General features: G+C 65.6%; 29 protein-coding genes and 1 riboswitch. Of the genes, 15 read left to right on the top strand and 14 right to left on the bottom strand.

Annotated features, from left to right (window positions below):
• Window positions 1–49 precede the first annotated feature (49 nt).
• Window positions 50–460, bottom strand: a complete 411-nt coding sequence (locus tag ABIA45_RS23220; protein ID WP_246732434.1) for a hypothetical protein — start codon at window positions 458–460, stop codon at window positions 50–52.
• A gap of 235 nt (window positions 461–695) precedes the next feature.
• Here ABIA45_RS23220 and ABIA45_RS23215 point away from each other — a divergent pair, with 235 nt between their 5' ends.
• On the top strand, window positions 696–995 hold the full coding sequence (locus ABIA45_RS23215) for a hypothetical protein (RefSeq protein ID WP_404653799.1): 300 nt from the start codon (window positions 696–698) through the stop codon (window positions 993–995).
• Between the two features lie 44 nt (window positions 996–1,039).
• Window positions 1,040–1,570, top strand: coding sequence for a DUF3617 family protein (locus ABIA45_RS23210; protein WP_271539048.1), 531 nt, complete (start codon window positions 1,040–1,042; stop codon window positions 1,568–1,570).
• A 170-nt stretch (window positions 1,571–1,740) separates the two neighbouring features.
• On the opposite strand, the gene ABIA45_RS23205 is transcribed toward ABIA45_RS23210, so the two are convergent.
• Genes ABIA45_RS23205 through ABIA45_RS23195 form a run of 3 tightly spaced genes read right to left on the bottom strand, consistent with a single transcriptional unit; the run spans window position 1,741 to window position 4,420 of the window.
• The gene (locus ABIA45_RS23205; protein ID WP_025033840.1) at window positions 1,741–3,129 is read right to left on the bottom strand and encodes an ATP-binding protein; all 1,389 of its coding nucleotides are present in this window, start codon (window positions 3,127–3,129) and stop codon (window positions 1,741–1,743) included.
• Between the two features lie 20 nt (window positions 3,130–3,149).
• Complete coding sequence (locus ABIA45_RS23200) at window positions 3,150–3,881, bottom strand: response regulator (protein WP_271539045.1); 732 nt, start codon at window positions 3,879–3,881, stop codon at window positions 3,150–3,152.
• The gene (locus ABIA45_RS23195; RefSeq protein WP_057027673.1) at window positions 3,878–4,420 is read right to left on the bottom strand and encodes a MarR family winged helix-turn-helix transcriptional regulator; all 543 of its coding nucleotides are present in this window, start codon (window positions 4,418–4,420) and stop codon (window positions 3,878–3,880) included. Before ABIA45_RS23195 ends, ABIA45_RS23200 begins: the two co-directional genes overlap by 4 nt.
• A 337-nt stretch (window positions 4,421–4,757) precedes the next feature.
• Between ABIA45_RS23195 and ABIA45_RS23190 the strand changes: the two genes are divergently transcribed.
• The 5 genes from ABIA45_RS23190 (at window position 4,758) to ABIA45_RS23170 (ending at window position 8,963) form a co-directional block, all read left to right on the top strand.
• Window positions 4,758–5,840 (top strand): branched-chain amino acid aminotransferase, encoded by a 1,083-nt coding sequence (locus tag ABIA45_RS23190; RefSeq protein WP_271539042.1) that lies wholly within the window; start codon window positions 4,758–4,760, stop codon window positions 5,838–5,840.
• Between the two features lie 115 nt (window positions 5,841–5,955).
• Window positions 5,956–6,480 (top strand): YegJ family protein, encoded by a 525-nt coding sequence (locus ABIA45_RS23185; protein WP_404653797.1) that lies wholly within the window; start codon window positions 5,956–5,958, stop codon window positions 6,478–6,480.
• Between the two features lie 40 nt (window positions 6,481–6,520).
• Window positions 6,521–8,041, top strand: coding sequence for a histidine--tRNA ligase (gene hisS, locus ABIA45_RS23180; RefSeq protein WP_404653796.1), 1,521 nt, complete (start codon window positions 6,521–6,523; stop codon window positions 8,039–8,041).
• A gap of 67 nt (window positions 8,042–8,108) precedes the next feature.
• The gene (locus ABIA45_RS23175; RefSeq protein ID WP_275498569.1) at window positions 8,109–8,363 is read left to right on the top strand and encodes a tautomerase family protein; all 255 of its coding nucleotides are present in this window, start codon (window positions 8,109–8,111) and stop codon (window positions 8,361–8,363) included.
• Window positions 8,364–8,558: 195 nt separating this feature from the next.
• A complete protein-coding gene (locus ABIA45_RS23170) occupies window positions 8,559–8,963 on the top strand; it encodes a thioesterase family protein (RefSeq protein WP_404653795.1) in 405 nt (134 codons plus the stop codon).
• A gap of 97 nt (window positions 8,964–9,060) precedes the next feature.
• Here ABIA45_RS23170 and proC read toward each other — a convergent pair whose 3' ends face one another.
• Together proC and ABIA45_RS23160 are read right to left on the bottom strand one after the other, a co-directional pair.
• On the bottom strand, window positions 9,061–9,885 hold the full coding sequence (gene proC, locus ABIA45_RS23165) for a pyrroline-5-carboxylate reductase (RefSeq protein ID WP_275498572.1): 825 nt from the start codon (window positions 9,883–9,885) through the stop codon (window positions 9,061–9,063).
• Window positions 9,886–10,088: 203 nt separating this feature from the next.
• Window positions 10,089–10,589 carry a YbjN domain-containing protein gene (locus tag ABIA45_RS23160; protein ID WP_025033850.1) on the bottom strand — a complete coding sequence of 167 codons (501 nt, stop codon included), beginning with the start codon at window positions 10,587–10,589 and terminating at the stop codon, window positions 10,089–10,091.
• A gap of 432 nt (window positions 10,590–11,021) precedes the next feature.
• Window positions 11,022–11,181, top strand: a riboswitch (FMN riboswitch).
• A 78-nt stretch (window positions 11,182–11,259) separates the two neighbouring features.
• Here ABIA45_RS23160 and ABIA45_RS23155 point away from each other — a divergent pair.
• Complete coding sequence (locus ABIA45_RS23155; protein ID WP_036027167.1) at window positions 11,260–11,817, top strand: 6,7-dimethyl-8-ribityllumazine synthase; 558 nt, start codon at window positions 11,260–11,262, stop codon at window positions 11,815–11,817.
• Window positions 11,818–11,941: 124 nt separating this feature from the next.
• Here the strand turns inward: ABIA45_RS23155 and ABIA45_RS23150 are convergent, their stop codons facing one another.
• The 5 genes from ABIA45_RS23150 to lgt all read right to left on the bottom strand — a co-directional run bounded on the left by ABIA45_RS23150 (window position 11,942) and on the right by lgt (window position 16,772).
• Complete coding sequence (locus ABIA45_RS23150; protein ID WP_036009398.1) at window positions 11,942–12,895, bottom strand: ribose-phosphate pyrophosphokinase; 954 nt, start codon at window positions 12,893–12,895, stop codon at window positions 11,942–11,944.
• A 194-nt stretch (window positions 12,896–13,089) separates the two neighbouring features.
• The gene (locus tag ABIA45_RS23145) at window positions 13,090–13,701 is read right to left on the bottom strand and encodes a hypothetical protein (RefSeq protein ID WP_404653792.1); all 612 of its coding nucleotides are present in this window, start codon (window positions 13,699–13,701) and stop codon (window positions 13,090–13,092) included.
• Window positions 13,702–14,023: 322 nt separating this feature from the next.
• A complete protein-coding gene (pgeF, locus tag ABIA45_RS23140) occupies window positions 14,024–14,791 on the bottom strand; it encodes a peptidoglycan editing factor PgeF (RefSeq protein ID WP_271539025.1) in 768 nt (255 codons plus the stop codon).
• Window positions 14,788–15,906 (bottom strand): class I SAM-dependent methyltransferase, encoded by a 1,119-nt coding sequence (locus tag ABIA45_RS23135; protein ID WP_172788749.1) that lies wholly within the window; start codon window positions 15,904–15,906, stop codon window positions 14,788–14,790. The genes pgeF and ABIA45_RS23135 overlap by 4 nt, the downstream gene beginning before the upstream one ends.
• Window positions 15,907–15,926: 20 nt before the next feature.
• On the bottom strand, window positions 15,927–16,772 hold the full coding sequence (gene lgt / locus ABIA45_RS23130) for a prolipoprotein diacylglyceryl transferase (protein ID WP_404653790.1): 846 nt from the start codon (window positions 16,770–16,772) through the stop codon (window positions 15,927–15,929).
• A 199-nt stretch (window positions 16,773–16,971) separates the two neighbouring features.
• On the opposite strand from lgt, the gene ABIA45_RS23125 reads away from it, so the two are divergent.
• From ABIA45_RS23125 to ychF, 4 genes are all read left to right on the top strand, one after another.
• A complete protein-coding gene (locus ABIA45_RS23125; protein WP_157286535.1) occupies window positions 16,972–17,235 on the top strand; it encodes an accessory factor UbiK family protein in 264 nt (87 codons plus the stop codon).
• Between the two features lie 191 nt (window positions 17,236–17,426).
• Window positions 17,427–18,143, top strand: coding sequence for a 50S ribosomal protein L25/general stress protein Ctc (locus tag ABIA45_RS23120; protein ID WP_057027685.1), 717 nt, complete (start codon window positions 17,427–17,429; stop codon window positions 18,141–18,143).
• Window positions 18,144–18,201: 58 nt separating this feature from the next.
• A complete protein-coding gene (pth, locus tag ABIA45_RS23115) occupies window positions 18,202–18,807 on the top strand; it encodes an aminoacyl-tRNA hydrolase (RefSeq protein ID WP_404653787.1) in 606 nt (201 codons plus the stop codon).
• 123 nt (window positions 18,808–18,930) lie between these two features.
• Entirely contained in the window at window positions 18,931–20,028 is a 1,098-nt protein-coding gene (gene ychF, locus ABIA45_RS23110) for a redox-regulated ATPase YchF (protein WP_404543991.1), read from the top strand.
• Between the two features lie 114 nt (window positions 20,029–20,142).
• On the opposite strand, the gene ABIA45_RS23105 is transcribed toward ychF, so the two are convergent.
• Entirely contained in the window at window positions 20,143–20,439 is a 297-nt protein-coding gene (locus ABIA45_RS23105) for a DUF4282 domain-containing protein (RefSeq protein WP_028134403.1), read from the bottom strand.
• Window positions 20,440–20,605: 166 nt separating this feature from the next.
• Between ABIA45_RS23105 and ABIA45_RS23100 the strand changes: the two genes are divergently transcribed.
• The 3 genes from ABIA45_RS23100 to ABIA45_RS23090 all read left to right on the top strand — a co-directional run bounded on the left by ABIA45_RS23100 (window position 20,606) and on the right by ABIA45_RS23090 (window position 21,881).
• Window positions 20,606–21,058: a MaoC family dehydratase gene (locus tag ABIA45_RS23100; protein ID WP_036027191.1), complete on the top strand. Its 453-nt coding sequence runs from the start codon at window positions 20,606–20,608 to the stop codon at window positions 21,056–21,058.
• Window positions 21,058–21,537, top strand: coding sequence for a MaoC family dehydratase (locus tag ABIA45_RS23095; protein ID WP_157286537.1), 480 nt, complete (start codon window positions 21,058–21,060; stop codon window positions 21,535–21,537). Before ABIA45_RS23100 ends, ABIA45_RS23095 begins: the two co-directional genes overlap by 1 nt.
• A 197-nt stretch (window positions 21,538–21,734) precedes the next feature.
• Window positions 21,735–21,881, top strand: a complete 147-nt coding sequence (locus ABIA45_RS23090) for a hypothetical protein (protein WP_198399945.1) — start codon at window positions 21,735–21,737, stop codon at window positions 21,879–21,881.
• 37 nt (window positions 21,882–21,918) lie between these two features.
• Here ABIA45_RS23090 and ABIA45_RS23085 read toward each other — a convergent pair whose 3' ends face one another.
• Both ABIA45_RS23085 and ABIA45_RS23080 read right to left on the bottom strand, forming a co-directional pair.
• Window positions 21,919–22,056, bottom strand: a complete 138-nt coding sequence (locus tag ABIA45_RS23085; RefSeq protein ID WP_007614812.1) for a hypothetical protein — start codon at window positions 22,054–22,056, stop codon at window positions 21,919–21,921.
• A 296-nt stretch (window positions 22,057–22,352) separates the two neighbouring features.
• Entirely contained in the window at window positions 22,353–22,775 is a 423-nt protein-coding gene (locus tag ABIA45_RS23080; protein WP_036009414.1) for a hypothetical protein, read from the bottom strand.
• Window positions 22,776–22,858 lie beyond the last annotated feature (83 nt).

Below are 22,858 nucleotides of genomic sequence, written 5' to 3'. Positions count from 1 at the left end.
GGCGGCAGTCATCGGCTGGCTGATCAGCCCGAATCCGCCGCTGTTGGGGTCAGGGCTTGGCGGCGCGGCAGGCCGGATTGTAGGCCCAGTTGCGATCCACTCCAACGACGCACCATTCGACACCATTGCCGTAGGAGGCAAAGCCGCCATCCTCGATGATCGAGAAATGCACCTTGCGCGCCTTGCCGTCATTGAGCATGGCCTCACCGGTGCAATAGCGGCGCGGAATGTTGTCGGACTGCCAGGGCCGGAACGCGGTCTCGCGAACGGCGGAGAAACCGGTGATCTGCAACGAAGAATTCCAGAACGTGTATTCCTTTTCGGCGAACTCGTGCACGATCCTCGGCAGAGCCCAGTCGCAAGGGGCGACGGCACCGTCATAGCGCGGCCCACTCAGCCAGAAATTCAGCTCCAGCGGGTTGGCGGCCCTGGCCTCGCCGAGCGACAGCGCTCCGAACATGAGGCCGAGCACGGCAGCAAAGCGGAGCGATTTCTGGGAGGGGGCGGGCATGGTCAATCCGGACAGCTAAGGTCTTGCGAAGGTCCGGACGGTGCCGCGAAGGTTGGGGGAGGTCAAGTGCAGCGCGGCAACACTTCGCAAGGACTTGACCAAGTGTCGCGGCCAACAGGGGTTCGGTTCTTTTCAGGTGCCTCCCGGCACCGTAAACTGGCGCCAGCCAATTGGAGTGACGGGAATGCGAATCATTGCGGCCGCGGGCCTTCTTGCCAGCCTGATTGTCTCGGGCATGATGGCGAGCCAGTCGGCGCGCGCCGATTACGTGCCGCCGTTCAAGGGCAACGACACCGGCGGCATCATCGCCTATTCGATGGCGACCCGGGTCGATGCGCGCCAGGTCGCGGTCGATCACTGCGCCCGCTACGGCAAGGTCGCGAAATTCCTGGCCGTGCAGGGCTATGAGGGCGGCTACATCTCGTTCTCGTGCCGCTGGGTGCCCTATGGCGCCGCCGACCGGCCGATCCGCACGCTGTACTGAGCGCTGTCGCAAGGCCGTACTTCTCTCAGCCGGGAGCTTTCCTCATGACGCGCAAACTCGCTTTGCTCGGCTCGATGCTTTGCCTCGCATTGTCAGCGAGCAGCGCCGGCGCCGACGAACTGCCGCTGCGCAAGGCCGGTCTTTGGGAGATGAAGCTGGTCACATCGGGCTCGCCCGTGCCCGAGATGACCATGCAGCACTGCACCGACGAGACCGTCGACAAGGAGATGAGCAACAACGTCTCCCCGATGGCCAAGCAGATCTGCGCCAAGCAGGAGATCAAGAAGACCGCGACCGGCTATGTCAGCGATTCCGAGTGCAGCGTCGCCGGCGTCAGCACGACCTCGCATGCCGAGATCACCGGCGACTTCAACTCGGCCTACACGGTGAAGACCACTTCGCACGCCAAAGGCGGCGTTGCCGGCACGGCCGGGCGCGACAGCACCACGACGCTGCAAGCCAAGTGGCTCGGGGCCTGCAAGCCGGATCAGAAGCCCGGTGACATCGTCATGCCCGGCGGCTTCAAGATGAACACGCGCGACATGGACAAGCTGAAGGCGCTGCTGCCGAAGTAGGTGTGCTTGCCGCGCGGCCGGTGCGCTCCCTCGCCCCGTTCTTACGGGGAGAGGGTTGGGGTGAGGGGCTCTCTCACACGTGAGATCGATGAGAGACCTGTACCCCCTCACCCGGATCGCAAGAGCGATCCGACCTCTCCCCGCAAGCGGGGAGAGGTGGAGTAAGCCACCTACACCGGTATCCGTACGCTCGCCCTCAATCCTCCCATCGGGCTGTCACCCAGCGTGATGTCGCCGCCGTGCGAGCGGGCGATGTCGCGGGCGATCGCGAGGCCAAGGCCGGTGCCGCCTTCATCCTGGTTGCGGGCGTTGTCCAGCCGCAGGAACGGCTTGAACACCTCTTCGCGCAGGTGCGCGGGAATGCCCGGACCGTCGTCATCGACGGTGACGGTCAAATAACGGTGATCGCGCTGGCCGGTGATGGCGATGTTCTTGCCGTAGCGCGCTGCGTTGGTGACGAGGTTGGCGAGGCAGCGCTTGAACGAGGCCGGCTTCACCGTCACCACGGGCAGGCCGTTGAAGGCGACGGTCGCGGTATGGCCGTGGCGCTCGGCATCGCTGCGCAGCTCTTCGAGTGCCTGCGCCATGTCGGTCGGCTGCGACTGCTCGCCGGAATCGCCGCGCGCGAAGGCGAGGTAATCCTCCAGCATCATCGACATCTCGTCGACGTCCTTGCGCATGCCTTCGAGCTCGGGGCTGTCGCCGATCAGTGCCAGCTCGAGCTTGAAGCGGGTCAGGATGGTGCGCAGATCGTGACTGACGCCGGCGAGCATCGCGGTGCGCTGCTCCATCGTGCGCTCGATGCGCGACTTCATCTCCAGGAAGGCGACCGCCGCGCGCCGCACCTCGCGCGCGCCGCGCGGTCTGAAGTTCGGCGCCTCGCGGCCTTTGCCGAAGCTTTCTGCGGCGTCGGCAAGCCGCAGGATCGGCTTGATCTGGTTGCGCAGGAACAGCACCGCGACGATCAACAGGATCGAGGACGTGCCGACCATCCAGAACAGGAAGATCTCCGAGTTCGATGCATAGGCGGCGCTGCGCTGCGCGAACACGCGCATCACGGCATCGTCGAGCTGGATGCGGATCTCGACCAGGTTGGAGCGGCCGACCGTGTCGATCCAGAACGAGCGGCCAATCTGGCGGCCGAGCTGCACCGACAGCGTCTGGTCGAGCAGCGAGAAGAACGGCTTTGGTCCCGGCGGCGGCATGTCGCCGGCAGGCAGGAAATCGACCACCAGGCCGAGCCGCTGCTGCGCGATGCGGCGGATCTCGTTGCGGTCCTTGTCCTGCGGATAGCCCTTGTAGACGTCGATGAGTGCGGCGATGTCCTGCACCACCGCGGCCGACAGGCGGCGCGTGACCGTGTTCCAGTGCCGCTCCATGAACACGAAGGCGACGACCGATTGCAGGATCACCATCGGCACGATCATGATGAGGAGCGCGCGGGCGTAGAGGCCGGTCGGCATCCAGCCCTTGAACGCGTTGCCCATCCAGCCGTTGGCGGCCGAGACGCGGCCGGCGGCGCTCTTCAGAAGCGTCAGGCCGGTATCGATCGTGCTCATCTGGCGCGCTTCACTGCGGTTCAGGGCGAGGCCACCAGGCGGTAGCCGATGCCGCGCACCGCCTGCAGGAACAGCGGATTGGCGGGATCGGTCTCGATCTTGCGCCGGAGGCGGTTGATCTGCACGTCGACGGCGCGCTCGTTGACGCTGCCATTGCCGGTCAGCGCGCTGCGCGGCACGGTCTCGCCCGGCGTCTCCGCGAGAATCCTCAGCATCTCGCGCTCGCGGTCGGTGAGGTGGATGACCTCCTCGCCCTGGCGCAATTCGCCGCGTTCGAGATGGTAGACATAGGGGCCGAAGGCGATCTTCTCGAGCGTCGTGGCCTGCGGCGGCGGCGCGGCGCGCTTGAGAATGTTGTTGATGCGCAGCGCCAGCTCGCGCGGCTCGAACGGTTTTGCGACGTAATCGTCGGCGCCGATCTGCAGGCCTTCGATGCGGGCTTCCGCCTCGTGGCGCGCCGTCAGCATCACGATCGGCACCGAGGACGAGGTGCGGATGAAGCGGGCGAGGTCGAAGCCGGTCTCGCCGGGCATCATGACGTCGAGGATCAGGAGATCGAAATGCAGGCCCATCAGCTTCGAGCGCGCATCGCCGGCGCTCGCCGCGGTGGTGACGCGGTAGCCTTCACTTGCAAGAAAGCGCGAGAGCAGGTCGCGGATGCGGCGGTCGTCGTCGACCAGCAAGAGATGCGGGGCATCGTCGGCCGGTTGCACCGGCGGGCGCGTGAGCGTGGCTGCGAGCGGCACGGTCACTCCTTGGCGTCTTGTTTGACGGAAGCGAAGATCGTCTCCAGCACCTTGTCCGGATCGTCGCGATCGATCATTGCGCGCAGGAAGCGCTTGACCGTCTCGGCATCCTGCGGACCCATCTCCGCGAGCGCCCTGGTGATCCGCGTGGTCTGCAGCCCGGCGAGCTTCTGCACCAGCGCCTCGCCCTTCGGCGTCGCGTAGAGCAGCCGCTGGCGACGATCATTGTCGCCGGTCTTCTGCACGATATAGCCCTCGTCCAGGAGCTGCTTCAGCACCCGGCCGAGCGACTGTTTGGTGATGCGCAGGACGTCGAGCAGGTCGGCGACCTTGAGCCCGGGATAGCGGTAGACGAAATGCATGACCCGGTGATGGGCCCGGCCGAAGCCGAACGCCTCCAGCTCCTGGTCGGGATCGCCGACGAAATCGCGATAGGCGAAGAACAGCAGCTCGATGATATCCCAGCGCAAATTGCCTCCATCGCCTGCGGCCGGCCGGGGCGCGGCAGCGTCTTGAGAAGGAGTCGCGAAATTTATGTCAGGCATATTGACGTATCTTGGGTTCAATGTTACAAAACGATCGACCCGCACGAAATTTTAGATCGTTTCGCGCCGGGTGGCGTCGGAGCAGGACGGCCGGAGAGAGCCGGACAGGCGGCGACGGCCGAAGCAGATCTACCGTGCAATTGTCGAGCGGCATTTCGGCAAAACATACTGGACTTCCGCCTTCCGCAAAAGCATGTCCTCGATGACATGCTGGCTGCGGAAACCGGCCGTAACATGGCTGGCGGCGGTCCAGCCAGAAACCAATCAAGCCAGCCGGGCCCGAGCGGGCAGGCGGGCGCGAGAAATAGCGCCGCCACCGGCAGCGGGAGGCAAGGACATGAGCATGACATTCGACATCCAGCCCGCATCCAATCCGACGCCCGAGAAGGACCGCGTCGCCAAGCTGGTGGATCCCGGCTTCGGGCGGATCTTCACCGATCACATGGCAATCGTCCGCTACAACCAGGCCAAGGGCGGCTGGTACGAGGCGAAAATCGAGGCGCGCGCCAACTTCCAGCTCGATCCCGCCGGCGCGGTTCTGCACTACGCCCAGGAGATCTTCGAAGGCTTGAAGGCCTACAAGCGCGACGACGGCGGGGTGAACCTGTTCCGTCCCGACGCCAATGCGCGCCGCTTCAAGGACTCGGCCGATCGCATGGCGATGGCGCAGCTGCCCGAAGACGTCTTCATCGAGGCGGTCGAGCAGGTCGTGCGCATCGACCGCGCCTGGATGCCGGGCGGCGAGGGCAGCCTTTACTTGCGCCCGTTCATGATCGCGAGCGAGACCTTCCTCGGCGTCAAGCCATCGTCCGAATACATCTTTGCGGTGATCGCCTCGCCGGTCGGCTCCTACTTCAAGGGCGGGCCCGCGCCGGTCTCGATCTGGGTGTCGGAGAACTACACGCGCGCCGCGATCGGCGGCACCGGCGCGGTCAAATGCGGCGGCAATTATGCCGCGAGCCTGCGCGCCCAGGCCGAAGCGATTCAGCACGGCTGCGACCAGGTCGTCTTCCTTGACGCGGTCGAGCGCCGCTACATCGAGGAGCTCGGCGGCATGAACGTGTTCTTCGTGTTCGACGACGGCTCGCTGTCGACGCCGCCGCTCGGCACCATCCTGCCCGGCATCACCCGCGACTCCATCATCACGCTCGCCCGCGACGCCGGCAAGACGGTGCGCGAAGAACCCTATACGCTCGAGCAGTGGCGCAAGGACGCGGCCTCAGGCAGGCTGAAGGAAGCCTTCGCCTGCGGCACCGCCGCCGTGATCTCGCCGATCGGCAAGGTGCGCTCGGTCAGCGGCGATTTCGACATCTCGGGCGGCGTCGCCGGCCCGGTCGCCATGGGCCTGCGCAAGCAGCTCGTCGACATCCAGTACGGCCGCACCAACGATCCCCACAACTGGATCCGCAAGGTGTTTTGATCACCCTCCAGCGGAGGGTAAAAAGCGCAACGTTTGTGGCTTATTGCGCACTGAACGTGCTGCTGCCGACGTGCGACAAAGCCAGGACACAACGAGCGTTCCGGACATCGCGACCATGGCAACAAAGCTCTCCCAACCCATAAAATGGGTCGTTCTCGCCGCCATCACCGGCGTTTGCGTTTTCGGCATTCTGACCATCGGCCCGACGCACGAGGTCGCAGCGCAGGACCGCTCGCCGATCGTTGACGTACGCACCACCGACCCCGAGATGAACACCGCGATCGCTCGCGCCCGCGGCTCGCTGCCGACCTTCTGGGCCTCCTATGAATCGCCCAAGCCGTCCGAGTCTGGTCACGCTTTGAAGGTGCGCTTTACGACCCGCAAGGGCGGGGAGCACATCTGGATCGGTGAGGTGAAGAAGCTGCCCGACGGGACCTTGACCGGCGTCTTCGCCAACGAGCCGCGCGATCTGCCGGGCAAGCGAGCCGGCGATAAGGTCAAGTTCGCGGAGGCCGACATCTCGGACTGGATGTTCATGCGCAACGGCAAGATCGTCGGCGGCGAGACCATCAAGTCGACGCTGAAATCGCTGCCAAAGGCCGACGCGGACGCGCTCCGGGCGCGAATGGAGCAGCCGTAGGGCAGTTGCCGCCTTGCGCCCCGGCTGGTAAACGCCGCGCATGGCCGAGAAACCCAAAAAACCCCAGAAACTGAAGGCGCGCCTGCCGCGCGGGCTCGAGGATCGCGATCCTGCCGCGATCCGGGCGACGCGCGAGATGGTCGAGAAGATCCGCGCCGTCTACGAGCTCTACGGTTTCGAACCGGTGGAGACGCCGGCGATGGAATATACCGACGCGCTCGGCAAATTCCTGCCGGATCAAGATCGTCCGAACGAGGGCGTGTTCTCGTTCCAGGACGACGACGAGCAATGGATCAGCCTGCGCTACGACCTCACCGCGCCGCTCGCCCGGTACGTCGGTGAGCGCTACGGTACAGATGGTCTGGTGCTGCCCTATCGCAGCTACCGCGTTGGCTACGTCTTCCGCAACGAGAAGCCCGGCCCCGGCCGCTTCCGCCAGTTCATGCAGTTCGATGCCGACACGGTCGGCTCGGCGACGCCGGCGGCGGATGCCGAAATCTGCATGATGGCGGCCGACACGATGGAGGCGCTCGGCATCGCGTGCGGCCAGTACGTGGTGAAGGTGAACAACCGCAAGGTGCTCGATGGCGTGCTGGAAGCCATTGGCCTCGCGGGTGAGGAAAATGCGGCGCGCCGACTGACCGTGCTGCGCGCGATCGACAAGCTCGACAAGTTTTCCGCGGATGAAGTGCGCAAGCTGCTCGGTCCCGGACGCTGGGATGGCGGCGAGGAAGGCAAGGGCGACTTCACCAAAGGCGCCAATTTGAGCGCGGCGGAAGCCGATGTTGTTCTCGCCATCACCAAGCCGCGCGAGGATTGGAAAGAAGCAATTGCCGCGGCAGAAACCTATCTCGCCAAGAGCGAAGTCGGTCAGGCCGGCGTCAGCGAGCTGGAAGAGATTGCAAAACTGGTCACGGCCTCGGGCTATGGTGCGGATCGTATCAAGATCGATCCCTCGGTCGTGCGCGGCCTCGAATACTACACCGGTCCCGTCTACGAGGTCGAACTCCTGCTCGATACCAAGGACGAGAAGGGCCGCCCGGTGCGCTTCGGCTCGGTCGGTGGCGGCGGGCGTTATGACGGCCTCGTCTCGCGCTTCCGCGGCGAGCCGGTGCCGGCGACCGGATTCTCGATCGGCGTGTCGCGGCTGCAGGCGGCGCTGACGCTGCTCGGCAAGCTCGACACGCGGCCCGAATTCGGCCCCGTTGTCGTCACCGTGTTCGACCGCGACCGCGTCGCCGACTACCAGAAGATGGTGGCGAGCTTGCGCAGCGCCGGCATCCGTGCCGAGCTCTATCTGGGCAATCCCAAGAACATGGGCAACCAGCTCAAATATGCCGATCGCCGCAACTCACCTTGCGTCATCATCCAGGGTTCGGATGAAAAGGCGCGCGGCGAGGTGCAGGTCAAGGACCTGATCGAGGGCGCCAAGGCGGCCGCCGCGATCGCCTCCAACCAGGAATGGCGCGAGAGCCGGCCGGCGCAGTTCTCGTGCAGCGAAGCCGATCTCGTCGCCAAGGTGCGCGAAGTCCTGGGCCGCCATGACGTGAAGTGGGGCTAGCTATTCGCAGGCCGCGTCATGCCCGGGCTTGTCCCGGGCATCCACGTCTTGTTTGATAGAAGAGAACGTGGATGGCCGGGACAAGCCCGGCCATGACGACAGCAGCAGGGAGAGAACAATGCCTGAGATCACCATCAGCATGGCCGAAGGCCGTACCGACGAGCAGAAGGCCGGCATGATGCGCGACATCACCCAGGCGCTGGTGAAGAATCTCGGCGTCGATGCCGATGCCGTCGTCATCCAGATCAACGAAGCCCCGCTCCGTCACAAGATGAAGGGCGGCAAGACCTTCGTGGAGCGCGCGGCGGCGGCGAAGAAGTAGCCATCGCCGTTGCGGCAAGCGCCGCTGTCGTCCCGGACAAGCGTCAGCGCAGATCCGGGAGCCATAACCACAGGAAGTGGTTTGTGGAATGAAGCGGTCACTCCGAGTCCCCGCAACCACGACGTCCTGTGATTATGGGTCCCGGATCGGCGCGCGCGGCGCGCTTGTCCGGGACGACACTGAGTGTGAGGGTCCATGGACGCACGCGACTTCATCACAACGGGCATGAGCGCCGAGCGCACGCTGGTGGTGCCGATGGAGCGCACCGTCGGGCATTTCGTATCAGGCATGCCTTTTGTCTACGCGACGCCGATGATGATCCTGGAGATGGAGATGACATCGGGCGATGCGATCCGCTCAGCGCTTCAGCCGGGCTGGGTCACTGTCGGTACCGAGGTCGACATCCGCCATCTTGCCGCCGCGCTCGTCGGCGCGACCGTGCGGACCACCGCAAAGGTGGTCGCCGTCGAGCGCCGCGTCATTCGCTTCGAGGTCGAGGCGTTCGAGGGCCCGCGCAAGCTCGGCGAAGGCCACCACGCCCGCGGGCTCGTCAATGTCGAGATGTTCAACAGGCGGTTGGCCGCGGGCACGACGCCGTAGGGTGGGCAAAGGCGCAAAGCGCCGTGCCCACCATCTCTGCTCAGACTCGTATGAAGGTGGTGGGCACGCTTCGCTTTGCCCACCCTACGGCACTGTCCTACTTCGCCAGCTCCTTCGACCGCTGCGTCGCCGCCGCGATGGCGCGGATCATGAGTTCGCGCAGGCCCGGCTCGCCCATCAGCACACTGAGCGCTGCGGCCGTGGTGCCGCCGGGCGAGGTGACGTTCTGGCGCAGGGTGGCGGAGGGAAGCTCCGATCGATGCAGCAGTTCGCCGGAGCCGGCGACGGTCTCGCGGGCGAGCTTGGTTGCCAGCGCTTCGGGCAGTCCCGCTTCGACGCCGGCGCGGGCGAGCTCCTCAGTGAGCAGGAACACATAGGCCGGGCCCGAGCCGGACACGGCGGTGACCGCGTCCATCAATCCTTCGTCCTCGACCCATTCGACCGAGCCGGTGGCGCGCAGCAGCGCATCCGCTATCGCGCGCTGCGCGGCGCTGACGTCGTTCGCCGCGACAGCGACGGTGATGCCGCGGCCGATCGCGGCCGGCGTGTTCGGCATTGCGCGCACCACGGCGCCGCCGCAGACCTCCTGGAGCGCGGCGATCGTGGTGCCCGCCATGATCGAGACCACCGACGTCTTGTCCGAGACGAACGGCTTCAGCTTGGCGCCGGCCTCGCGGAACATCTGCGGCTTCACCGCCACGACCAGCGTCTCGACGGCGCCGGCGGCGCTCACATCGGGATTGAGCACGACGCCCTTGGCGGCCAGCGCGGAGATCTCGGGCGCAATGTGCGGCTCGATCACCGCGACGCGGCGCGGATCGAGCCCGCCCGAAAGCCATCCGGTCAGCATCGCGCCGCCCATCTTGCCGGCGCCGGCGAGCAGGATGGTGCCGGTGACCTTTTCGAGGGTGCTGTTCGCCATCGGTGTCGCCAATTACTCGGTGTCGTCCCCGCGAAGGCGGGGATCCATAACCACAGGCCGTTCTAATGGACGGAGGGCAGAGCAACAAGCGTTGTGCCACAAGCGACATCACGCGGTATGGATCCCGGATCGGCGCGCGCTTTGGGCGCGCTTGTCCGGGATGACGTGGGGAGGGAGCTGCCGCCCTCGCGCCTTGGTAGGCCCTACGCCTCGCCCACCGTATCGAACATTGCCGCGTCCATCGCCTCCGCGGTGCTCTTGCCGGCCCACACCACGAACTGGAACGCGGGGAAGTAGCGCTCGCAGGCATGAATGGCGCCGGCGAGCATGACCTCGCATTGCGCCGGCGAGGCGGTGAGGCCGCCCGGCAGCACCAGGGCCTGGCGGTGCATCACCATGCCGGTGTTGGTCCACAGGTCGAAATGGCCGACCCACAGCTGCTCGTTCACGGCGGCAACGAGCCGCTGCACCTCGCCGCGGCGCGCGGGCGGAATCTTCATGTCGAAGGCGCAGGCCAGATGCAGCGCCTCGATCTCGCCCATCCAGGTGAAGGAGAGCTGGTAGTCGGTCCATTGTCCCTTGGAGACAATCGTGAGCTCGTCCTCGCCGGAGCGTTCGAACGGCCAGTTGTTGCTGGCGGCGATGTCCTCGACCACCGCGAGCGGATGGTTTCTGGAATCGATAGTGCCTTCGAGCAGGGACATGCCGTCTCGACCTCTTGCCTTCTTGTTGTCTTTGATACGCACGCGGTTGGGCCCGGCGCGCACTCCCTAAACGTCGCTGCGGCGTCCCTCGGATCGGCCTTTGCAATCCCCTCGGAGTCGCTGTTGCGATCCCTCGGATCAGCGCGGGCCTGTCGCGGATCAAGTGATGTGATTTGCGGAATCTGCGCAACGGGGTCGCGAGTCCGTCCACAAGCCAGGACTCGTTCGTCCACAGCTCATCTCCGCCACAATTCTTAACGGACGAGAACAAACCGGAATCGGATTCGGCAAAAAAGCTCGCCGCAAATTCCGTGGGGCGAGGGCCGGGCCGCCGTGCGGACATGGGACCATGCGCTTGGCCCATGCGGAACACGCTTGCCGCGACTGCCCGGCGGCGGCATATTTCCTGATAGGCCGTTCATCCCGGACGGCCGATGTTCTCAGGGCGGGGTGAAAGTCCCCACCGGCGGTAAGGGCCGACAGGCCCAAGCCCGCGAGCGCCTTCCGCAAGGGTTTATCCCGAACGGAAGGGTCAGCAGATTCGGTGCAACTCCGAAGCCGACGGTTAAAGTCCGGATGAAAGAGAACGGTCGCTGGCAGGCGCATCGAGACGATGCGGCTGTTTGTCGTTCCGTGTGCCCTGATTCTGGTCCTTAAACCGAGGAAAGCCATGAATCAGATGCTGCAAGACCCCCAAACCGAAACGTCCCAAACGCCGCCGCCGGTTCCCGTGGATCCGGCCCCTGCGCATCCGCGTTTCGCGAAGCCACAGCGGGTGGCCTTCGTGCAGGCCTGCTGGCACCGCGACGTGGTCGCGGAAGCCCGCATCGCCTTCATGAAGGAGGCGGAAGCCCGCCACCTCACCCATGTCGACGTTTTCGAGGTGCCGGGCTCGTTCGAGATCCCGCTGCACGCGCAGGTCCTCGCCAAGACGCGGCGCTACACCGCAATCGTCGCGGCCGGTCTCGTCGTCGACGGCGGCATCTACCGCCACGAATTCGTCGCCGACACCGTGATCAAGGCGCTGATGGACGTGCAGCTGCGCACGGAGGTGCCGGTGTTCTCGGCCGTGCTGACGCCGCAGCAATTCCACGAGACTGAGGTGCACTACGATTTCTTCCGCAAGCACTTTGCGATCAAGGGCGTCGAGGTCGCGACCGCCTGCGCGGAGACGTTGCACGGCCTGGAGCGCCTGCGCGGCCAGGTCGCAGCGGGGATCGTGGGGTAGGCAATGGTCATTCCGGGGCGCGCGCAGCGCGAACCCGGAATCCGTTGATCGACACGGATTGCTGCAGGATGGATTCCGGGTTCGGCGCTGGCGCGCCGCCCCGGAATGACGGTGCTAGATCAAATCAATCGAACAGGCTCGACACCGATTCTTCCGCCGCCGTGCGCGCGATCGCATCCGAGATCAGGCTGGCGATTGGCAGGGTGCGGATGTTCGGCGCCTTGGTCACCGCGTCGGTCGGCAGGATCGAATCGGTGATCACCAGCTCCTTCAGCCTGGAGCCGGCGATGCGCGCCGCCGCGCCGCCGGAGAGCACGCCGTGGGTGATGTAGGCGTAGACGTCCTTGGCGCCCTTGGCGAGCAGCGCATCGGCCGCGTTCACCAGCGTGCCGCCGGAATCGACGATGTCGTCGACGAGGATGCAGGTGTGGCCGGAGACGTCGCCGATCACGTTCATGACCTCGGACTCGCCCGGCCGCTCGCGGCGCTTGTCGACGATCGCGAGCGGGGTGTTGATGCGCTTGGCGAGGCCGCGCGCGCGGGCGACGCCGCCGACGTCGGGCGAGACCACCATCGTCTTGGTCAGGTCGAACTTGTCCTTGATGTCGCGCACCATCAGCGGCGCGGCGAACAGGTTGTCGGTCGGAATGTCGAAGAAGCCCTGGATCTGGCCGGCATGCAGGTCGAGCGTCATGACGCGGTCGACGCCGGCCTGCGTGATCATGTTGGCGACGAGCTTGGCCGAGATCGGCGTGCGTGAGCCTGACTTACGGTCCTGCCTTGCGTAGCCGAAATAGGGCAGCACCGCGGTGATGCGGCGCGCCGAGGAGCGGCGCAGCGCGTCGGTGATGATCAGCAATTCCATCAGATGGTCGTTGGCGGGGAACGAGGTCGACTGAATGACGAAGGCATCCGAGCCGCGGACGTTCTCCTGGATCTCGACGAAGATCTCCATATCGGCGAAGCGCCGTACCACCGCCTTGGTCAGCGGCAGGTCGAGCCCTTGCGCGATCGCCTGGGCGAGGGCCGGATTGGAGTTGCCGGCGACGAGCTTGATGGAGCCGTTTTTGGCCGACATGGACGCTTCCTCCCGCGCTTTGCTGGATACGACCTTCAACATCTGAGAATACCCGCTGGCAGCACGGTTACGACGGGCGAGGAAATATCAGGCGGAAGGCCGCAATGGCAACCCGGGATGCTACGTTTTCCCTTTGAAAATCCTGAGTCGGGCCAACGGCTTGGCCGCAAGTTGAGGCCGTGGTTTAGCGGGGGTTATTGCTCGGCATAGCCGAGCGCTGATGCCGGCATGTCCGGCGCGGGAGCGTCCTTGACGACGCTGGCCACCGCCGGTCCGCGCAATGCCGGAGCCGCGCCGGGTGCATCCGGCGTTCCGTTGATCATGTTGGAAAGTCCGCTGAATCCGGCCTGGGCGATCTTCCGCAGCACGAGGTCGTCGGCAGCCAACCACGCGTCGCGCCCGCCCTTGGCCGAGGTCGGTTCCTCGCCGGAGAGACGCAGCGCGCGCTGCTGGTTGGCGTCGTAGACGTCCCAGACCCAGGCGATCACGGTCTTGCCGCGCACCACCTGGGCGGAGAGGTAGCTGCGCACGCGATAGGCAGCCGTGCCCTCGCGGGAGACCACGGACAGGCTGCGCAGCTTGGATTCGCTGTCGAGCACGCCGACCATGCGGTCGAACACTTGCGGAGGTGGCCCGTCGATCGATTCGAAGGCGATAGTGGCCCCGCTGCCGGCGCTCGGCGCCATCGCATAGGAATTGACGGCACTGCCGCCGCCGCAGCCGCCCAGCGCGGCCGCCGCTGCCAGCAGCATGACCGCCAGCACGCGCGAACCCGCGCGGCGAAAGATGAATGACGCGTCCCTCATTATGGAGGGCAGCGATATCGTTAAAACGCATTAACGTCTAGGGCGGGCGAGCCGCACCCCCCACCGTCATTCCGGGGCGATGCGCAAGCATCGAACCCGGAATCCATTTCGCAGCGTGAATTGCCGCACGATGGATTCCGGGTTCTCGCTTCGCGAGCCCCGGAATGACGGGGTTGCCCTGTGTCCCGGACGCGCAGCGGCGCGCAGTGCCGCTGCGCTGAGCCGGGACCCAGATTGCCGCCGAGATTGAGATTGCAGAGACATGGGCCCCGGCTCAGCGGCGCATCACTTACGTGCTGCACCGCGTCCGGGGCGCGAGGCCTCATCCCTCCAGCGCAATCGCGTGAACGTGGCGGCCGTAATCCGGCTCCTTGCGGTGCACCGAACGGCGATAGCTGAAGAAGCGCTCGTCGGAATAGGTGTCGAGGCCGAGATCGTCGATCATCAGGATGCCGGCGGCCTCCAGCCGCTTGCGGATGAAGCCGGCGAGATCGAACATCGCGTGGCCCTCGCGCACCGAGGGGATGAAGAACACAACGTTCTCCGCATCCTGTTCGATGAAGCGCGCGACGAACTCGTTGCCGACCTCGTAGCTGTCCTGGCGGATCAACGGGCCGATCGCGGCGATGATGCCGCCGCGCGTGGCGCCGAGCTGCTCCATCGCCGCGATGGTGGATTCCAGCACGCCCGTCAGTGCGCCCTTCCACCCCGCATGCGCGCCACCGATCACGCGCGCCTGGGGATCCACGAACAACACCGGCCCGCAATCGGCGGTGGAGACGCCGAGCGCGATGCCTGGCGTCTTCGTCACCAGCGCGTCGCCTTTTGGTCGCGGCCCGCTCGGCCACGGTGCCTCGGCAACCAGCACGTCGGGCGAATGGATCTGGTGCAGGCTGAGGAAGCGCTCGGGCGCAACGCCGACATGCTCGGCCATGCGGCGGCGGTTCTCGGCGACCAGGGCCTGATCGTCGTTGGAGCCGAGCCCGCCGTTCAGCGCGGAATAAATGCCGCCGGAGACGCCGCCTTCGCGGGTGAAGAAGGCATGGCGCAGGCCGGGCACGGCCGACAGCAGCGACGAAGCTATCGTCATGAGGCCTCTCCTGCCTGTTCCAGATCGCTGAGGCCGGCAAGGCCCGTCAGCCGCGGCTCGGAGATGCCGAGCACCTTGAACATCGAACCCATGCCGCCACGCCCGGTATCGGTCAGGCGCTTGAGCGCCACCGAAATGTCGGTGGCAACATCGGGCGCAGCTTTCTGCATCAGGGCGGCGGCGCGGGTATCAATGCCGATCCGCTTGAGGAAGTCGCCTTGCGTGACCGGCCCATGCACGCGCGCGCCGACATCCTCGGCCGCGCGCGCCAGCGCCTGGAAGTCGACATGGGCGGTGACGTCGGCCTGGCCCGGCGCCTTCAAGGGATCGGCGAAGGTGTGGCGCGCAATCGCCTGGAACGTGTCGCCAGCGTCGCTGCGGAGGTGGCCGTAATCGATGATCAGCGCCGCGCCGTCCTGGTCGCGCACGCGCGTGGCGAGCTTCATGATCTCGCCGTCGGGACGCCACTCGAACACGGCGCCGATGGGCGCGGCACGCACCAATGGCGGCAGCAGCACGTCGAAGCGCGGCGTCGGCTCCGGCGCCGCGCCGAACTGAAGCTTGCCGTTGGGATCGATCTCGATCACGCGCTCGTGCCAGCCGTTCTCGAGCCGAACCATCTGGTGAATCGGCAGCACGTCGAAATATTCGTTGGCGAGGATGATGCTGGGGCCCTCCGGCACCTCGTCGATGCTGTCGTGCCAGGCGATGTTGCGCACGTTGGCGAGCGTCGCGCTCTGCCGGTCCCGCAACACGGGATTGACCTCGACCATGTGGATGTGGAGCGCCTGGTAGAGCGGGGGCAGCACGCGGAGCGCGCGCAGCGCATCCGCCATCATGGTGCCGCGGCCGGGGCCGAGCTCGATCAGCCGCAGGAATTGCGGCGAGCCCATCTGCTTCCAGACCGAGGCGGTCCACAACCCCAACAGCTCGCCGAACATCTGGCTGACTTCGGGCGCCGTGGTGAAGTCGCCCTCGCGCCCGAGCGGATCGCGCGAGACGTAATAGCCGTACCGCGGATGCATCAGGCAAAGTTCCATGTACCGCCAGACCGGCATCGGCCCGGAAGATTTGATCAGCGCCTTGATCTCGTTGAGCAGCGGCTGGTCGGTCACGGCGATCTTCTCGAAATGAATTAACGAATGGCCTCGACGGGCGTCAGCGCACCGCGCCTCACTGCCAATACAATAAGTATGAGGCCGACGATAAGCATCGGGATCGACAGCAGCATGCCCATGGTTAATCCGCCCCAGAGAAAACCGAGCTGCGCGTCCGGCTCGCGGAAATGCTCCCCGGCGATGCGGGCCAGGCCATAGACCAGGATGAAGGCGCCGAGGATCATGCCGGGGCGCTTCAAGGCGCCGAACCGGATCATGATCGCCAGCACGGTGAACAGCAGGATGCCCTCCATGCCGGCTTGGTAGAGCTGGCTTGGATGCCGCGGCAACTGCGTGGGATCGTTGGGGAAGATGATCGCCCAGGGCAGGCTCGGGTCGGTGGCGCGGCCCCACAATTCGCCGTTGATGAAATTGGCGATGCGTCCGAGCAAGAGTCCGACCGGGGCGACCGCGGTGGTGATGTCGCCGAGCGACAGGATCGAGATGCCGTTGCGGTAGGCGAACCACATCACCGCGACGACGCAACCGAGGAAGCCGCCGTGGAACGACATCCCGCCCTCCCACAACTTAAAGATCGCGGCGGGATGATCGATGAAGAAGGGCAGGTTGTAGAACAGCACGTAGCCGGCGCGGCCGCCGAGGATGATGCCGAGCGTGACCCACAGGATGAAGTCATCGATCTGAAGCAGCGAGATCGGCGCGGGTCCGCCCCACAGGCGTTCGCTCTTCAGCAGCGCGCGGGCATAAAGCCAGCCGAACACGATGCCGCAGATATAGGCCAGGGCATACCATTTGATCGCGAACGGACCGATCTCGAGCGCGATCGGGTTGAAGGCGGGGAAGTCGATGAGCAGAAAGGGCATCGCGCCTTCTGAGTCTGGACGAGATTGCGGCGAAGGAGCACCGGCAGGCGCCGTGCGATTCTTCTTATGCAGGGCAGTTGAATACGATTGCAAGGAAACCGGCCCATGACAAGGATACCGCCGCTTCGCCCTTGAACCGGCCTCGTCGGATTGCCATTGTCTTTCCGCGAGGTCGCGCAAAGTTTATCGGAGGCCCACAATGACCCAGACCAACAACCGGTTTTTCGACGAGATCGGCCGCCTGATGAACGACGCCGCCGGTGCTGCCCAGGGCGTCAAGCGTGAGTTCGATTCCGTGATGCGCAGCCAGGCCGAGAAATTCCTGCGCGACATGGACCTCGTCAAGCGCGAGGAGTTCGAGGCGGTCAAGGACATGGCGCGCCTGGCGCGCGAGGAGAACGAAGCCCTGAAGACGCGGATCGCAGCGCTGGAGGCCAAGCTGGGGGGGACCCCGACGTCTTAAAGCGCGGTCTCTCTGACCTTCCCTGGAGGGGGAGGAAACCGCCCGCCAGCCCATTCTCCTTGTCATTTCCGCAGCTTCCGGGTAAAAGCCCGCCACGTCCGCGGCCCCCGCACCCCTGGAGGCTTGCTGTGGACCATGCCATGGGCCGCCTTGCGGCCCATTAACTTTTGCAAAAACAAGGACTTAACGACATGGCGACGACCGTCAAGGAATTGAAGGCGACCGCACGTCCGAAGAGCGGCAAGGGGGCCGCCCGGGCTGAGCGTCGCGCCGGGCGAGTGCCCGGAGTGATCTACGGCAACAACCAGCCCCCGCTGACGATCTCGATCGAAGATCGTGAACTGCGCCAGCGCATCCTTGCCGGCCGGTTCCTGACCACGCTGGTCGACATCGACCTCGAGGGCAAGAAGCACCGCGTCATTCCGCGCGACTACCACCTCGACCCGGTCAAGGACTTCCCGATCCATGTCGACTTCATGCGGCTGGGCGAAGGCGCCACCATCCGCATCAGCGTTCCCCTGCACGTGGTGAAGGCGGAAACCTCTCCGGGCGTGAAGCGCGGCGGCACCGTCAACATCGTCGCGCACGCGATCGAGCTCGAATGCGGCGTCGAGAGCATCCCGCAGTACATCGAGGCCGATGTCGGCTCGCTCGAGATCGGTCACTCCCTGCATCTGGCCGACGTCAAGCTGCCGGCCGGCGTCAAGGCGCTGACCCGCGAGGACGCGACCCTCGTCACCATCGTTCCGCCGTCCGGTTACGCCGAAGAGCAGAAGGCGGCTGCTGCGGCTGCCGCTGCTGGTGCGGCCCCGGGCGCTGCGGCTGCTCCGGCCGCTGGTGCTGCGGCACCGGCTGCTGCTCCTGCCGCTGCTGCCAAGGCTCCCGCCGGCGGCGACAAGAAGAAGTAATCTCTCGAAGCTGGCGCGCGGTCCTTGACCGCGCGCCGAGCGGGGGGCGCGCCGCGTCATGCGACTCTTTGTTGGGCTCGGCAATCCCGGCGCGAAATACGCACGTAACCGGCACAATATCGGCTTCATGGCCGTCGATGAGATCGCGCGGCGTCATGGCTTTGCGCCGTGGCGCCGCCGCTTTCAGGGCGAGACCTCGGAAGGTGCGCTCGGCACCGAGCGCGTGATCCTGCTCAAGCCCACGACCTACATGAACGACTCCGGCCGCAGCGTTCAGGAAGCGGCGAGCTTCTTCAAGATCGCCGCGGGCGACACCACCGTGTTCCACGACGAGCTCGAGCTGCCGCCGGGCAAGGTGCGGGTGAAGATCGGCGGCGGCATCGCCGGCCACAACGGCCTGCGCTCGATCTCGGCGCATGTCGGCAACGATTATCGCCGGGTCCGGCTCGGCATCGGTCATCCCGGCGTCAAGGAGCTGGTGCACGGCCATGTGCTGTCGGACTTCGCCAAGGCCGACAACGAATGGGTGACGACGCTCTGCGATGCGGTGGCCGAGCACGCCGCGCTGCTTGCCAAGGGCACGGACGCGACCTTCGCCAACAGGGTGCATCTGGCCATGCAGGCGAAGGGGTTTTTGACCAAGGACGAGAACGGCAAGGAATAACACCGGTCATCGCCGGACTTGATCCGGCGATCCATCGTTCGAAGAAGATGGATGCGCGGGTCAAGCCCGCGCATGACGAGTTCGGAAGATATTGACGCGCGGAGCGCGGAGGCCAGGACCACCATGGGATTCAAATGCGGGATCGTCGGATTGCCCAATGTCGGCAAGTCGACCTTGTTCAATGCGCTGACCGAGACGGCCGCGGCGCAGGCCGCGAACTATCCGTTCTGCACCATCGAGCCGAATGTCGGCGAGGTCGCCGTGCCCGATCCCAGGCTCGACAAGCTCGCGGCCATCGCCAAGTCGGGCCAGATCATCCCGACCCGGCTGACCTTCGTCGACATCGCCGGCCTCGTGCGCGGCGCCTCCAAGGGCGAAGGCCTCGGCAACCAGTTCCTCGCCAATATCCGCGAGGTCGACGCCATCGCGCATGTGGTGCGCTGCTTTGAAGATTCCGACATCACCCATGTCGAAGGCAAGATCGCCCCGCTCGCGGACATCGAGACCATCGAGACCGAGCTGATGCTCGCCGATCTCGACAGCCTCGAGAAGCGCATCGACAATCTCACCAAGAAGGCCAAGGGCAACGACAAGGACGCCAAGGAGCAGCTCGATCTCGTGGGCCGCACCCTGGTGCTCTTGCGCGAAGGCAAGCCCGCGCGCCTCGTCGAGCGCAAGGCGGAGGAGGAGCGGGCCTTCTCGATGCTCGGCCTGCTGTCGTCCAAGCCCGTGCTCTATGTCTGCAACGTCGAGGAAGGCTCGGCCGCCACCGGCAACGCCTTCTCCAAGGCGGTCGAGGAGCAGGCGGCGAAGGAGGGCGCGGTTGCCGTCGTCATCTCCGCCAAGATCGAATCCGAGATCGCGACCATCTCGCGTGACGAGCGCGCGGACTTCCTGGAGACTTTGGGCCTCGCAGAAGCCGGCCTCGACCGCCTGATCCGCGCCGGCTACACCCTGCTCGACCTCATCACCTATTTCACCGTGGGCCCGAAGGAAGCGCGCGCCTGGACCATCTATCGCGGCACCAAGGCGCCGGCGGCGGCCGGCGTGATCCACACCGATTTCGAGAAGGGTTTTATCCGCGCCGAGACCATCGCATATGACGATTATGTCGCGCTCGGCGGCGAAGCCGGCGCCCGCGATGCCGGCAAGCTCCGCCTCGAAGGCAAGGACTACGTCGTCGCCGACGGCGACGTGATGCATTTCAGGTTCAATACGTAGGAGCTGGTCATTCCGGGGCGCGCGAAGCGCGAGCCCGGAATCCATCTATACGCTTGTTCTGTGGCTCAATGGATTCCGGGCTCGCCTCTTCGAGGCGCCCCGGAATGACGGGAATCACCGCATCCCTGATCCCTGGTCCCTGATCGCGCCGAGATGCTCGTTGATGCGGAAGACGATCAGGATCAGCTCCGCGACGATGCGCGAGAACACGATGCCGACCACGACGCTGGCGATCGACGACAGCAGCACCAGGAAGCCGCCGAACGGGCTGATCGCCATCGCAGCCAACCCTGAGAAGATGCCGGAGAGCCCGAACAGGCAGATCAGCGCGATCACCAGCCAGTAGAAGGTCTTGATGATCGTCGGCGTGATGAAGCGGTCCCATTGGAACAGGTCGCTGAATGAGAACATTGCTCTCCCCAAGGCAAATCGGGACTTCAAATCGGGCTTCGGCCGTCGATCGATCCGACTCAATCAACGCCGATCTCAAGTATGTAGCACGAGCCATGCGGGCCGGCGGGTTGAGATTGCCGCAAAGTGCGGCCACAATCTGTCATTCCCGCAAAGCTTTCCCGAGATGACCCTGACCTTCGAAGATTTCCCGCCTGGCCGGTTCGGAACGTTCGGCCCGCGCCACGTCACCCGCGACGAGATATTGGCCTTCGCCGCCGAGTTCGATCCGCAGCCGATGCATCTCGACGAGGCGGCAGCAGCTGAGAGCATGCTGCGCGGCCTGTCCGGTTCGGGCTGGCACCTGTGCTCGCTGATGATGCGGATGATGGCCGACGGCTTCATCACGCGCGCCGCGTCACTGGGATCTCCCGGCGTCGACGAGGTGCGCTGGCTGTCGCCACTGCGGCCCGGCGACGATCTCACGCTCGACGTCGATGTCCTGGAAGCGCGGGCCTCGAAGAGCCGACCTGAGCTCGGCATCGTCAAGTTCAAATGCACCGCGCGCAATGCGGCGGGGCAGGCGCTCGCCGAGATGACCTCGCCGATCCTGATCAAGCGGCGCGAAGGAGCGGCCTGATGCGGTTCTTCGAAGACATCGCGATCGGTCAGCGTCGCGAGATCGGCGCCTATACGTTCACGGCGGAAAAGATCAAGACCTTCGCCGCGAAGTTCGATCCGCAGCGCTTTCACCTCGATGAGGAGGAGGGCAAGAACTCGCTGTTCGGCGGGCTCGCGGCCTCGGGCTGGCATGTCGGCTCGGCCTGCATGAGCCTGCTTGTCGCCGACGGCCAGCGTCTGGCGCGCGAGGCCGCCTCGCGCGGCGAGGAGGTCGCGGTGTGGGGCCCGTCGCCAGGCTTTCGCGACCTGCGCTGGATCAGGCCGGTGCTCGCCGGCGATACCGTCGCTTACGTCAATGAAGTCATCGACAAGCGCGCCTCCGCCTCCCGTCCCGGCTGGGGCATTTTGACGGCCCGCACCACCGGCACCAACCAGCGCGGCGAGGAGGTCTATTCCATCACCGCCTCCGCCTTCGTGCCGCTGCGCGAGGGCGGTTAGATCTGTTCCAAGATGAACGGGCAAATGAGTGCGCGAGTGTTGCCCGCGCGCTATGGACGCGATTCCGGGTGGCTGCCATAAGCCCGCGCAACATGGTTACGGCGAAGCAGTTTCGCGGAACCAGTCAGTTGCTAACTAATTATGAACCTGTCGCTGTCTATTTGAAACGAATAGGCAGACGACAGGGGACGAGGACCATGGCTGATCGCGGCGCACTCAAATTTGTTGGATTCATCTTCGCGACCGCGACGCTGGCCGTGATGCTGGTCGCGGGCATGGTGGCGAAGGGCTACGCCGATGGCGCCTACACGCTGGAAGCCTCGACCGTGGAAGCGGCCCGGTAAGATTCGTTAACGATCGCGGCCGGCATCCGGCCGCAGCTCAGCGGCTATAGACGAACGCAAGGATGGCGATCGCAACCGCCAGCAGCCCGACAAAGCGCAGCATGATCGTGCCGAATTGATTCGGCGCGGGCCGCAACGGGATCGGGTCCGTGGTGTCGGGCCGAATGCTTTCCATCTGAAATGTCCCCCTGAGCCCGGCCGCGACGGCACGGGCGCTTGGCGTTTGTCGCCCGGGAGCGGCGGTGGGTTCAAACGGCAGTCTCGTGTCCCGGACGCGCTGCAGCGTGCAACGCTGCTGCGCAGAGCTGGGACCCAGAAGGCCGCGCTGGAGAAATGCTGTGACATGGGCCCCGGCTCTGCGACGCGTCACTGCGTGCCGCATCGCGTCCGGGGCACGAGGCCTCCCTCGAAATCAAAACCGCCGCGTCCCTTCCGGAACGCGGCGGCCGATGATGCGTTTCGTGCCGGCGATCAGCTGTTGCGCAGGCCGTCGGCGGCGCGCTTCCACTGCGCGACGTTGTCGGCGATCATGCGGGTCGACTTCATCGCGGCCTGGCTGAGCTGGGCGTAGCCGGAGATCTCGCGCTGGACGCGCTGGCCTTCGGCGTGGAGCAGGTCGCGCAGGCTCTCGAGCTCGGAGATCAAATTCTCGATCTCGGCGAGCGAGGTGCCGGCGACGCGCTGGATCAGCGAGTTGACGTTGTTGACGGTGGCTTCCGCGCTCGGGTCTAGCGGCGGGGCGTCGGTGGTGGTCGCGGCCGGACGGCGCAGATAGGCGATGTCGTTGCGGACGAAATCGCGGATGCCGGCCTCGACCTCGGTCACGGCGGCGAGGTTGGTGTCGACCGTTTCGGTCTCGGTGGCTTCGATCTTTTCGGGACGCATGGCGTTCATCGTTATTCCCCTGTTCGCGTTGAGCGCAGCGCGAGTGTCCCCCGCACGACGACGTCTGTGAGGCAGGCCGCATCAGGGCGTCC

It is taken from the genome of Bradyrhizobium sp. USDA 336 (genome assembly GCF_044908355.1).
Taxonomy (GTDB): Bacteria; Pseudomonadota; Alphaproteobacteria; order Rhizobiales; family Xanthobacteraceae; genus Bradyrhizobium; species Bradyrhizobium yuanmingense.
This window is presented reverse-complemented; position numbering and strand designations above follow the sequence as displayed.

Coding starts and splice junctions, on each gene's coding strand:
- ABIA45_RS23090 (WP_198399945.1), top strand. CDS start 21,735: ATGGCTGATCGCGGCGCACTCAAATTTGTTGGATTCATCTTCGCGACC.
- ABIA45_RS23145 (WP_404653792.1), bottom strand. CDS start 13,701: ATGAGGGACGCGTCATTCATCTTTCGCCGCGCGGGTTCGCGCGTGCTG.
- ABIA45_RS23205 (WP_025033840.1), bottom strand. CDS start 3,129: ATGAGCACGATCGATACCGGCCTGACGCTTCTGAAGAGCGCCGCCGGC.
- ABIA45_RS23190 (WP_271539042.1), top strand. CDS start 4,758: ATGAGCATGACATTCGACATCCAGCCCGCATCCAATCCGACGCCCGAG.
- lgt (WP_404653790.1), bottom strand. CDS start 16,772: ATGCCCTTTCTGCTCATCGACTTCCCCGCCTTCAACCCGATCGCGCTC.
- ABIA45_RS23220 (WP_246732434.1), bottom strand. CDS start 460: ATGTTCGGAGCGCTGTCGCTCGGCGAGGCCAGGGCCGCCAACCCGCTG.
- ABIA45_RS23150 (WP_036009398.1), bottom strand. CDS start 12,895: ATGTCGGCCAAAAACGGCTCCATCAAGCTCGTCGCCGGCAACTCCAAT.
- proC (WP_275498572.1), bottom strand. CDS start 9,885: ATGGCGAACAGCACCCTCGAAAAGGTCACCGGCACCATCCTGCTCGCC.
- ABIA45_RS23210 (WP_271539048.1), top strand. CDS start 1,040: ATGACGCGCAAACTCGCTTTGCTCGGCTCGATGCTTTGCCTCGCATTG.
- ABIA45_RS23105 (WP_028134403.1), bottom strand. CDS start 20,439: ATGTTCTCATTCAGCGACCTGTTCCAATGGGACCGCTTCATCACGCCG.
- ABIA45_RS23215 (WP_404653799.1), top strand. CDS start 696: ATGCGAATCATTGCGGCCGCGGGCCTTCTTGCCAGCCTGATTGTCTCG.
- ABIA45_RS23095 (WP_157286537.1), top strand. CDS start 21,058: ATGCGGTTCTTCGAAGACATCGCGATCGGTCAGCGTCGCGAGATCGGC.
- hisS (WP_404653796.1), top strand. CDS start 6,521: ATGGCCGAGAAACCCAAAAAACCCCAGAAACTGAAGGCGCGCCTGCCG.
- pth (WP_404653787.1), top strand. CDS start 18,202: ATGCGACTCTTTGTTGGGCTCGGCAATCCCGGCGCGAAATACGCACGT.
- ychF (WP_404543991.1), top strand. CDS start 18,931: ATGGGATTCAAATGCGGGATCGTCGGATTGCCCAATGTCGGCAAGTCG.
- ABIA45_RS23195 (WP_057027673.1), bottom strand. CDS start 4,420: ATGCCTGACATAAATTTCGCGACTCCTTCTCAAGACGCTGCCGCGCCC.
- ABIA45_RS23080 (WP_036009414.1), bottom strand. CDS start 22,775: ATGAACGCCATGCGTCCCGAAAAGATCGAAGCCACCGAGACCGAAACG.
- ABIA45_RS23170 (WP_404653795.1), top strand. CDS start 8,559: ATGGACGCACGCGACTTCATCACAACGGGCATGAGCGCCGAGCGCACG.
- pgeF (WP_271539025.1), bottom strand. CDS start 14,791: ATGACGATAGCTTCGTCGCTGCTGTCGGCCGTGCCCGGCCTGCGCCAT.
- ABIA45_RS23085 (WP_007614812.1), bottom strand. CDS start 22,056: ATGGAAAGCATTCGGCCCGACACCACGGACCCGATCCCGTTGCGGCCC.
- ABIA45_RS23120 (WP_057027685.1), top strand. CDS start 17,427: ATGGCGACGACCGTCAAGGAATTGAAGGCGACCGCACGTCCGAAGAGC.
- ABIA45_RS23160 (WP_025033850.1), bottom strand. CDS start 10,589: ATGTCCCTGCTCGAAGGCACTATCGATTCCAGAAACCATCCGCTCGCG.
- ABIA45_RS23155 (WP_036027167.1), top strand. CDS start 11,260: ATGAATCAGATGCTGCAAGACCCCCAAACCGAAACGTCCCAAACGCCG.
- ABIA45_RS23125 (WP_157286535.1), top strand. CDS start 16,972: ATGACCCAGACCAACAACCGGTTTTTCGACGAGATCGGCCGCCTGATG.
- ABIA45_RS23185 (WP_404653797.1), top strand. CDS start 5,956: ATGGCAACAAAGCTCTCCCAACCCATAAAATGGGTCGTTCTCGCCGCC.
- ABIA45_RS23100 (WP_036027191.1), top strand. CDS start 20,606: ATGACCCTGACCTTCGAAGATTTCCCGCCTGGCCGGTTCGGAACGTTC.